At 32.3% G+C, this 10,788-nt stretch carries 11 protein-coding genes and 1 pseudogene; 10 read left to right on the top strand and 2 right to left on the bottom strand.

The features are described 5' to 3' along the window. The first annotated feature begins 214 nt into the window (after positions 1–214). From AC1DY0_RS18590 to AC1DY0_RS18570, 5 genes are all read left to right on the top strand, one after another. Entirely contained in the window at positions 215–745 is a 531-nt protein-coding gene (locus AC1DY0_RS18590; protein ID WP_477190073.1) for a hypothetical protein, read from the top strand. 220 nt (positions 746–965) lie between these two features. Then, positions 966–1,421 (top strand): VOC family protein, encoded by a 456-nt coding sequence (locus AC1DY0_RS18585; protein ID WP_477190072.1) that lies wholly within the window; start codon positions 966–968, stop codon positions 1,419–1,421. 228 nt (positions 1,422–1,649) lie between these two features. After that, a complete protein-coding gene (locus AC1DY0_RS18580) occupies positions 1,650–2,147 on the top strand; it encodes a GNAT family N-acetyltransferase (RefSeq protein ID WP_477190071.1) in 498 nt (165 codons plus the stop codon). A gap of 173 nt (positions 2,148–2,320) precedes the next feature. Further along, on the top strand, positions 2,321–2,800 hold the full coding sequence (locus tag AC1DY0_RS18575) for a DUF2975 domain-containing protein (protein WP_477190070.1): 480 nt from the start codon (positions 2,321–2,323) through the stop codon (positions 2,798–2,800). Positions 2,801–2,864: 64 nt separating this feature from the next. Next, positions 2,865–3,287 carry a VOC family protein gene (locus AC1DY0_RS18570; protein WP_477190069.1) on the top strand — a complete coding sequence of 141 codons (423 nt, stop codon included), beginning with the start codon at positions 2,865–2,867 and terminating at the stop codon, positions 3,285–3,287. A 53-nt stretch (positions 3,288–3,340) separates the two neighbouring features. Here the strand turns inward: AC1DY0_RS18570 and AC1DY0_RS18565 are convergent, their stop codons facing one another. Further along, complete coding sequence (locus AC1DY0_RS18565; RefSeq protein WP_477190068.1) at positions 3,341–3,529, bottom strand: hypothetical protein; 189 nt, start codon at positions 3,527–3,529, stop codon at positions 3,341–3,343. 452 nt (positions 3,530–3,981) lie between these two features. Between AC1DY0_RS18565 and htpG the strand changes: the two genes are divergently transcribed. From htpG to AC1DY0_RS18545, 4 genes are all read left to right on the top strand, one after another. Next, entirely contained in the window at positions 3,982–5,880 is a 1,899-nt protein-coding gene (htpG, locus tag AC1DY0_RS18560; protein WP_477190067.1) for a molecular chaperone HtpG, read from the top strand. Between the two features lie 346 nt (positions 5,881–6,226). Continuing rightward, positions 6,227–7,417 (top strand): pYEATS domain-containing protein, encoded by a 1,191-nt coding sequence (locus AC1DY0_RS18555; RefSeq protein ID WP_477190066.1) that lies wholly within the window; start codon positions 6,227–6,229, stop codon positions 7,415–7,417. 233 nt (positions 7,418–7,650) lie between these two features. Further along, positions 7,651–8,457 (top strand): hypothetical protein, encoded by an 807-nt coding sequence (locus AC1DY0_RS18550; protein ID WP_477190065.1) that lies wholly within the window; start codon positions 7,651–7,653, stop codon positions 8,455–8,457. 243 nt (positions 8,458–8,700) lie between these two features. Further along, positions 8,701–9,639, top strand: coding sequence for an MASE1 domain-containing protein (locus AC1DY0_RS18545; RefSeq protein ID WP_477190064.1), 939 nt, complete (start codon positions 8,701–8,703; stop codon positions 9,637–9,639). Positions 9,640–9,979: 340 nt separating this feature from the next. Here AC1DY0_RS18545 and AC1DY0_RS18540 read toward each other — a convergent pair whose 3' ends face one another. After that, positions 9,980–10,384, bottom strand: a complete 405-nt coding sequence (locus AC1DY0_RS18540) for a secretion protein (protein ID WP_477190063.1) — start codon at positions 10,382–10,384, stop codon at positions 9,980–9,982. 214 nt (positions 10,385–10,598) lie between these two features. On the opposite strand from AC1DY0_RS18540, the pseudogene AC1DY0_RS18535 reads away from it, so the two are divergent. Continuing rightward, positions 10,599–10,788: pseudogene (locus tag AC1DY0_RS18535) on the top strand (ISAon1 family transposase N-terminal region protein); the annotation flags it as partial.

The raw sequence follows: 10,788 nt of genomic DNA, 5'->3' as shown, positions 1-10,788 counted from the left end.
ATCGGGACTTATAGCGTCTTCTAAACTAGAAAAACGCATCTGATGACGGGAAATTCCTGTGATATGCTGCATTCTTAAAAATACGAAAATTCCTGTTTTGACACAACTTTTTTGTTATATTTGGTGATATACAAACGGAGGTTTTTTCACAGACTGACGTTGGGAAACATTTTACCACAACTAACTGTAAACCAAAAAATACATAATAATTAATATGAAAAAAAAGCTTTTTTTACTTATCTCTATTTTGGCACTAAGCTGTAACAAAGATGAAACAGAGGTTCAAACTGATAAGAATTCAATAAACTTAGTCACAGGAGTTAATTTTAGACAAGACATAGACGGTACAGTATTAAAATTTGGAAACCCAAATGTTTTAGTAAATAACAAGTTTTTACTTTATCCTAATCCTGCAAACGAATCAGTTTACATTTTAGCACAAGAAAATGTTACAGATGTTTGGTTTGTATCAGCAAATCCAGAAAAAATTCATCAAGATGTAGACTTCAGCAATATTTTGAGTACAAATTTGTACACCGAACAATCAATTATCTCAAATTCAAATTTTTCTCTTAGCGGGCAATCTTCAAACAGTTTTAAAATGAACCTAGGGACTCTTGCAAAAGGATATTATAAAGTATTCGTTAAAATTGGCGGAAAAATATATTGGGATAATTTATACAAATATGAAAATCAAGGCGATAACGAAGAACAATTTAGCAAAATAAATGATTTTTGGAAATAAAAATTAGGTCTAAAAAAACGTTTGCCAACAGATGCTACAACGGATTTGGGCAATAGGCTTAATGGTAAAATGGTTTTGTATTTGGGATGATTTGGCAAATCCGAAGTATGAGTTTAATTTAGTCCCAAACCCGCTGTAGTACCAAGACGTTGGCGGTCAGTCTGCATCTGAAACAGAGAATACTATCTAAAAGCAAAAATCTAATCTTGAATATTTTAGTATGATAAAAGGACTTTATGAAACTCACTTATTTGTTGAAAATTTAGAAATTTCAATTGATTTCTATAAAAATGTTCTCGGTCTTGAACATTGCTATTCTGAAAAAGAAAGAAGAATTGCATTTTTTTGGATTGGGAAATCTAAAGAAGCTATGTTAGGAATTTGGGAAAAGCCAAAAGAACAAATTGACAAACGTCATTTCGCTTTTAAATGTGATAAAGATTTTATACTTAATGAGTCTGTTGACTTTTTAAAATCACATAATTTAAAACCCAGAAACTTTCTAAATAATGGAAAAGAGGAACCAATGGTTTTTGCTTGGGTACCTGCAATCTCAATTTATTTTGAAGACCCTGACGGTCATTCATTAGAATTTATTTCAGTTTTAGAAGGAGAATCGAAAATTGATAATGGAGTTTTAACTTATGAAAAATGGTTAGAACTTGAAAATAACTAAACATAATAACATAACTGCTAAAAGACTGAACCGCCAACAGCTACAACGGATTTGGGCAATAGGCTTAATGGAAAAATGGTCTTGTATTTGGGATAATTTGGCAAATCCGAAGAATGGGCTTAATTTAGTCCAAAACCCGCTGTAGTACCAAGACATTGTGCGTCAGTTTCGAACGACAGAAAATCAAAAGAAAAGCGACTAAAAAATCAAAATTAAAACAAGAAATAAATGAATTATCGAAAAGGAAATATTAATGACTTAAATCCGATAATGAAATTGGCACTGAAAACTTGGACTGAATTTAAAAGTGAACTGACAACCGAAAATTGGCAAAATCTCCATAAAACTTTAACCAGCGAAAAAACATTCATAGATTTATTAGAAAAATCTTATTCCGTAGTTTGCGAAAACAAAAACGAAGAAATAATTGGAATGAGTTTTCTTGTGCCGAATGGAAATCCAACAGAAATTTATGATAAAAATTGGTGTTACATAAGATTTGTAACTGTTGATCCAGAATTTAGAGGAAATGGAATTGGAAAAAAGTTAACCGAAAATTGTATTCAGTTTGCCAAACAAAACGGAGAAAAAACTGTTGCTTTACATACTTCGGAAATGATGAGTAAAGCAAGACATATTTATGAAAAATTAGGTTTTGAAATATTACGAGAATTAGAACCAAGATTAGGCAAAAAATACTGGCTTTATTCCTTGAATATTGAATAAAAGAATTACTTTGAAAATGAAAAATAAACGGAAAATTGAAATAAATAAAAAACCGAACTCACAACAGCTACAACGGATTTAGGCAATTGGCTTAATGGAAAGTTTGTTTTGTATTTGGGAGTTTTGGCAAAGACATCAAATTTTCTAAAAATGATAAAATTTATATAATCATTATGAAAAAATTCTCAATACTATTGCTTCAAGTGGCCATCGTGTTTATCTGTATTGTGGCACTTTCCATTATGATTGGGTTACCTTTGACCGAGGGAAGAGCCAAGAACTTAGACCTGTTCAGTATTTACTCCGACCCTTTTATCTTGTATGGATATGCATCATCAATTGCTTTTTTTGTTGCTTTGTACAAAGCATTCAAATTACTTGGATATATCGGACAAGATAAATTGCTTTCACTAAACTCAATAAGAGCTTTAAGAAGTATAAAATATTGCGCAATTCTATTAAGCATTTTAATTGTTGCGGCAGGAATATACATAAGGATATTTCATAATAAAGACGACGACCCTGCTGGTTTTCTTGCCATTTGTTTCTTGACCGCTTTTGTTTCTATCGCAGTTGCAGCTGCTGCGTCAATATTTGAAAAAAAATTGCAGAAAGCCATAGATATGAAATCTGAAAATGACTTAACAATTTAAAGTAAGCCCGATAGCGCAGATTTGCAACCATGCACACAAACTGAAAATAATACAACAAATCATCATGGCAACAACAGACAACGCAACGCATTTTGCCCCTGAACTGCACATCCCCAATGGCACGTTCAATATTGATTTTTACATAAAATTTGGAGCCACAGAACATTTTCGTTTTCTGAACGATGACGGAAGTATTCACGTTGTAGAATTGGAAATTAACGGTGCAATTTTTCACCTACACGAAACAATGCGTGATGCTCTTGAACCAATAAGTGCAAAGGGAGTAACAGCAGTCATCGGTTTGTTTATCCCTAATGTAGATGAAGTAATGCAAAAAGCGATTCAGGCGGGAGCAACAGAAATCAATCCTGCCGAAGATCACGATTATGGTTATAGACAAGGAATGTTCAAAGATCCTTTTGGTCATTATTGGCAAATACAGAAAAAAATCCCAATCTTAAACACTAGTATAAGTAAACAATTATAAATTTATAATAGGCTAGAACGTTACCACCAAACCGTAACGACTTAAAAAAGGAATTAAATTATTATGAGAATATTAAAAAAGATTTGTGGTTGTTTTTTGATAATTATTGCGGCACTATTATCTGTCGCTGTAGTGGCAACTGTACCTAATGGGTTTATGATAAGTATTAACCGAATAAAGGAATCTACAAGTTCGGGAATAGCATATCTTGTTGGAACTTTGGTAGGTAGCATAATATTCATTCTGATAATAATTTTGATTGGGAAATTGGGTTTGAAATTAATTCGCACAAAAAGTAAAAGCGAGAATTCAATTGATGAAATTGAGTCATAAAGAATAATAAAATCCCAGCTGGTAATAGCGTGATTCTATTTTGTGTTAAACCTTCTCGTATATGATAGCGCCATTGTCTATTGCAAAAATGCAAAATTCCTCCCCTCAGCCCCTATTATAGTCGAAATCCTTATAAGCCAGGGTTGGGCTTATAAGATTACTTCGTCAGTTCGCTATCGCTCGTGTGAAACGGAAAGCGGGACCAATGTAGCCTGAAATGCCAAATCTTTCTGCTCCAAAATAAATTAATCGAACCCTAATTTATACAATTCACTTACGACAATTTGTCACTCCCATAACAATTGGTACTCTATTTGAAAGTTACTTTAACCGATTGTAAAACCATTAATAAATATAAAATATGACAACAGGTAAAATTAATGTTTCGGTTGAAAACATCTTTCCCTTAATCAAGAAGTTCCTATACAGTGACCACGAAATTTTCTTGCGTGAATTGATTTCAAACGGAACCGATGCGACTTTAAAATTAAAGCACCTTACCAGTATTGGTGAAGCCAAAGTTGAATATGGTTCTCCGATTATTGAAGTTAAAATTGATAAAGAAGGGAAAAAACTCCACATCATTGACCAAGGATTGGGAATGACTGCCGATGAAGTTGAAAAATACATCAATCAGGTAGCTTTCTCAGGAGCTGAAGAATTCTTGGATAAATATAAAGATTCTGCCAAAGATTCAGGAATCATAGGTCATTTTGGACTTGGTTTTTACTCTGCTTTTATGGTTGCAGAAAAAGTGGAAATCATCACCAAATCATACAAAGATGAACCAGCGGCTCACTGGACTTGTGACGGAAGCCCTGAATTCACATTGGAACCAGCTGACAAAACGACTAGAGGTACTGAAATCATTTTGCATATTGCAGAAGATTCTCTTGAATTCTTGGAAGAATTTAAAATCTCTGGCTTGTTGAGCAAGTACAATAAGTTCATGCCTATTCCAATTAAATTTGGAACAAAAAAAGAAAAAATAGAACAAAAGAAAGGTGAATTTGTTGAATCTGAAGACAAAGAAAATACTTTTACAGAAGTAGAAGTTGACAACATCATCAACAATCCAAACCCAGCTTGGACAAAACAACCAACTGAATTAACGGATGCTGATTACAAAGATTTCTACCGTGAAATGTACCCAATGCAATTTGAGGAGCCATTATTCCATATTCATTTGAATGTAGATTATCCTTTTAATTTAACTGGTATTTTATATTTTCCAAAATTAGGTTCTGACTTGCAAATTCAGAAAGACAAAATTCAGTTGTACCAAAACCAAGTGTACGTAACGGATAATGTAGAAGGAATTGTTCCTGAATTCTTGATGATGCTTCGCGGTGTTGTTGATTCTCCAGATATTCCTTTGAATGTTTCTCGTTCAGGTTTACAAGCTGATGGTGCAGTAAAGAAAATATCAAACTATATCACTCGTAAAGTTGCCGATAAATTGAAATCTTTATTCAATGAAAACAGAGAAGATTTTGAGCAAAAATGGAATGATATCAAAATCGTTCTTGAATACGGAATGCTTTCTGAGGATAAATTCTACGAAAAAGCTGGAGCCTTTGTATTGTACCCAACAGTAGACGACAAATACTTCACTCTTGAAGAATTAAAAGAAAACCTAAAAGAAAAACAAACAGACAAAGATGGAAAACTGGTTGTTTTATACGCTGGAAATAAAGAAGCGCAACACTCTTATATCGAAATTGCAAAAGATAAAGGATACGAAGTATTGCTTTTGGATTCTCCAATTATCTCACATTTAATTCAAAAAATTGAAGGAGATAACAGTGGATTGCATTTCGTTCGCGTCGATTCTGATCATATTGATAACTTAATCAAGAAAGAAGACGCCGCAATTTCTAAATTATCGGAAGAAGAAAAAGAAAGTTTAAAAACTTCATTAGAAACTTATATTCCAAAAGCATATACAGTACAATTGGAAGCGTTAGACAGCAATGCAGCTCCATTTATCATTACGCAACCAGAATTTATGCGTAGAATGAAAGAAATGAGTCAATCTGGTGGTGGTGGAATGTTCGGAATGAGTAATATGCCAGAAATGTATAATTTGGTTGTAAATACCAATTCTGATTTGGCTACAAGCATTTTGAATAACAAAGACAAATCGGCTCAGGAAAGTTTGGTAAAACAAGCTTTGGATTTGGCCAAATTATCTCAAAACCTGTTGAAAGGCGAAGAACTTACGGCTTTCGTTAAAAGAAGTTTTGATTTGATCAAATAATTTTATTTTCCTTTTTAAAAGGAAAAATACAAACCTGCAAGCTAAAACTTGCAGGTTTTTTTATGTTTAAAAAGTATTCTTTTTTATTCAAAATTTAAAAAAATACAAAGGTAATTTCTTTAAAATAAGCACTTATACTTCCTTTTTGTTGTTTTTTTGTTTAATTTTAAGAATTGAAAGAAATAAACGTTTTTTTTATTTGGCTTCTTAGATTCTCGTAATTTTCGTTTTTTCTTTAAAAACGCCCCTCCTTTTTGGGAAATGAGTTCATTTCTTTATTTAAAATTAAGCTCCGCAAACCAATTTAAAACTGATTTGATTTTGAACCTAATTAAAACCTACGCTTATGACGAATCACGAAACCAAAAGTCAAAATGAAACGGAATTAGAGAAAGAAAAAAACACAGGTAAAGAAGCTGAAACTTCAGTTTTACTCACTTTATATATGGGGCTTTTTTTAGGAATGGTTCCCGTTATTGGTTTTCCCATCACGATTCCCGAAATGGGTGGAAAAATTCTTTTCATAGGCTTGACATTAGGAATAGCCGCTTTTATAAGTTCTTTTTTTCTAGGTACTTTATTTGGTATGCCCAAACGAGGCAACAAAAAGGAAACCAATTATTCACTCAATAATAGTTTAACTGATATTTCAGATTGGTTGAGCAAAATAATTATAGGACTTGTATTAGTCAATCTAAAAGAAATCCCAGCATACATCCTTTCATTTGGTGAGTATATAAGGGTAGCTTCAAAATACGATGGACAATTATTGAATATCTATACAATAGGCATCCTTTTCTATTTTGGCTTTCTAGGCTTGTTCATCGGATATAATTATATGCGTTTGGTATTATCCAATAAATACAAATATGCAGACGATAATTTGATCCGTAGAGAACTGGAAATTGCTAAAGAAAAGATTCTTGAAGCTAAAGAAGAGAACCAACAAAAAGACAAAAAGATTATCCTGATTCAAAGTTTGGTTCAAGAAAAAGAACAATTGACCAAAGCATTAATTGACAAGGTAAACGAACCTTCTCTTTCGGGTGCCAAAATTCAAACTGTTGTCAAAAATTTAACCGACTCTGGCGAGACCAAAAAAGGAAAAGAAAATATAGAACTGTATGTAGATAAAATGATCGATGAAGCCAAAATGAAACTGCATAAAGGCCACATTATTCATCACCATGATCCTCAAAAAGGACAATGGAAATCAAGCGCTATAAGCAATGAGCGTGAGCTAAAAGCAACTGTTATTGAAGAAACCAAAGGATTGTATAAAATAAGCCTGCAGGTAGTTTCAACAAATCCCAAAAACAACCCACTAAAAAACGGCGACCTAGTCTTATTTGCTTTGCACAATACGTTTGGAGATGCTCCTTTCAAGCTTGTAAAAGTCGACAAACAATCTGCTGAACTTAATTTTTATGCTTATGGTTCCTTTACTGTAGGCGCATTTGTAGATAATGGCACAACTGAACTAGAACTTGATTTAGCTGAATTACCAAACGTTTCCAGTCATTTCAAAATCCATTAACTGTAATACGATTTTCATATAAACAGCAGTAAAGCCATACTCATAAAAAAGTTTGGCTTACAATTACTTACAATTTATTTTTAAACAATTCGTTAATAGATGTGGCTTTTAAACAAAAGCTACAAAATAAAAATGTATTCCTTAATATTTAACAGTAATTCCAATCAATAATTCATTTAAAATAATAAATTTGCCTACCCAAAACAATAAACTTAACCAAAAAATTAAATTTTATGAAGAAAATTTTTTATTTATCAGCAGCATTTACCCTTACTTGTTTTCTATTTATTTCATGTACTAAAGAAGATTCTTTGGGTGCTACCGACAATAGTTCAGTAGTAGTATCTGCTTCTATTGATGTGATAAATGAAATGGATGTTCAAACTGGAACTCAAATATCTTTCGATAAATTAACTACTAAAAAAACAGGAAAATCTTTAACAAGTTCATGTGAAACAGTAACCATGGATCCACAAACAGATACTTTTCCTAAAACTTTCTATGCAGATTTTGGAACTGGTTGCGTAACAAATGGAATTACTAGAAAAGGAAAATTAAAAATCACTTTTTCTAATTATATTACAGAAACAAACAGCACTATGACTGTTGAAAGAATAAATTACTCTGTAAATGGCAATAAAGTAGAAGGAACAATTGTATATAAAAACATAACTACAACTGTACCGCAATGGACAAGAACAGTTACCAACGGAATTTTCACAGATACTAAAGGTGATGTGTATCAAAACGCAGGTTCTTATACTATAAAACAAACTGCTGGTGTTGACACTCTTACTTTAACTGACAATACGTACGAAATGATAGAAGGAACTCATACTGTTACTAAACAAAATGGGGCCAAAATTACTTTAACTGTTTTAGAACCTTTAGTTAAAAATTTCTCTTGTGATTATGTATCCAAAGGAAAACTAAATGTTGAAACGACTCTTATGAACGGAACTATTGATTATGGTAATGGAGATTGTGACAATAAAGGCACTTATACTCAAAACGGAATTGAATTTCCTATTACAATGTAATTTCAATTTTATTTAAATTATTATAGAGACTGTATAAAACAGTCTCTTTTTTTTTCTTTTCAAAATAAACATTATCATATAAATTTCGATTTAATGTTATTACAAAGTAAATACCAAAAAAAATGTATTTATAAGCTACAAAATCAACTTTTAAGTAAGTAAAGAAAATACAATTAAAAATTAAATACTAAATTTGTTTCATCAGTTTTCTGAATTTCAAAAGAATACAAAAATCAATTCATTATGTATAAATTAGAGGCAAACGATTATTACACTCCATTTTATTTAAAATCTACTTTATTTAAAATTATTTTTGTTGCATTAGTTTTCAATATACTTGCATTTTTGAGCTTTAGAATAACTGTCTCCCCAGACAATCTCTCTCCAATTTTCCCCGATGTAGGATTTGCGCTTGCAGCTATTTTAATTGTAGGACGCAAAGCTATAGCTGGAGTTTGGATTGGATCTTTTGTAGCAAATATGTTTTCCTTTTGGGATGTTTGCAAAATGCTGGACAAATCATTACTCGAAACTATGCTCTCTTCAGCGTCTGTAGCTACTGGCGTAGCTATTGGAGTAACTATTAGCGCTTATTTAATTAATTTAATCAACAAAAATGATTACCCATTAAAAACAGGATCTTCAGTTATAGCCTTTTTAGCAATTAGTGTTTTATATTGTGGCATCTGTTCTCTATTATGTGTTTCGGCTATTTCGTTTTGGGGATTAAGTACCCCAAATCACTTTATTTCCAATTGGACAACTCTATGGAAAGGTGATTTAATAGGCACTATCCTTATAACTCCTTTTCTAATATCTTGGTTCTATCGTCATCACATAAAAATTATTTCAACATCACTTTTAGAAGCAATTTTATTAGGATTAGCTACAGTATTAGTTTGTGTCCTAATTGCATATGACCATCCAAATGATCAGTATCTATTCATTATAATATTATTATGGGCCTCATTTCGTTTTAGAATTAGAGGAGTATCGATCTTGGCCTCCATGTTTGCCCTTTTATCATCAATATATGGATACCTCGGTTATGGTTCATTTGTAATTGTCAATTCCGAAGATTCACTGATCAACATTAATCCTTTTTTTGGACTAAGTACAGTAATTGCTTTGATACTGTCTGGTTTCTATTCTGATTATTTGCACAGAAAACTAGATATCTAAAACATAATCATTACAATTCTAACAAATTAGAAACTTCACTAGAAATAATGGAGCTTTTTTCACATCTATAAGTTCTATTATGGGCATGTCCCTGCGGGTCGGGCTGTCCATTGTATTCCCGCTTAACAAAAACTACGGCAAAAAGCCTTGTTTTTCTAAATCGCGAGATGCCATTTCCATCCCTCATGCAAGGACGTTTTCAGAACAGCATTTAATTGTTGTTATTGATTCAAGTTTAGATCTGCTCCATAAACAAAAAAAACAGCCCCAAAGAGGAGCTGTTTTTATACTTTCGAAGTAAGTTGTGTCTTTCAAAAACAATCCAATTAAACTAATTAATTTAATTTACCGTTGCCACATTTTGGTTCTTCATTTTAAGATCCCCCTTGTAGACCTCGGCCACGGATTTTCTAGACAATGTAGACACCTCGTTGGTGATCACAATCTCATGGATCACTTTCTTTAGGTTGGTTTCCACCTCCAAAAAGTAAACCCCTTCAGGAAATTCCTCTAGGCTGTAGGTTTTCAAAATCCCTCCTTTGCCCGTGGCAGTCTCAGAATAGATTACATTATGGAATTTATCGTAGATCGTTACATTGGCTTTCTGAATCTCATTCACAGAAAAACTAATTTCTTTACCAGTTCCTTTTTTTACGTTAAGTAAAAAATCACCGTCGATTGCATAGGTACTCATTGTAGTCATCGCTACCAAAACTACCAGACTAAGTTTTAAAATCGCTTTCATAATACTGTTGTTTTAAATTAGTAATTATTTCTATTGCTAAAGTAAAACGATTATTTATCGAGGAGCGCAACTGTATTTTCCGATGTAGCTGCTATTTTAACCTTACGAAAACGATGTATGGCTTGTTATGGTAATTCAGTATAGGGGATCAAGAACAAAACCTGGGGAGGAAATGTCAAAATAAAATAAGAGCTTTGTAATCTAAGAATTAGAGATGACTCCTATAGACCTTTTAAAATTTATGCTACCTGATTTTTTAGTAGATCACTTTGAAGTGATTTCCGCTACTAACACAGAAGAAATATTACACTTGTATTTTGAGGAGAAAATCAAACCTCCACAAGAGTTTAATGCATTTGAACTGGTATCAAAAGGCTTTCAGGATGAGATTACGATGAGATTAC

The sequence above is a fragment of the Flavobacterium sp. P1_E4 genome, from assembly GCF_056405915.1.
The sequence above is the reverse complement of the archived record's forward strand: the minus strand, read 5'-3'. Positions and strand labels throughout refer to the sequence as shown.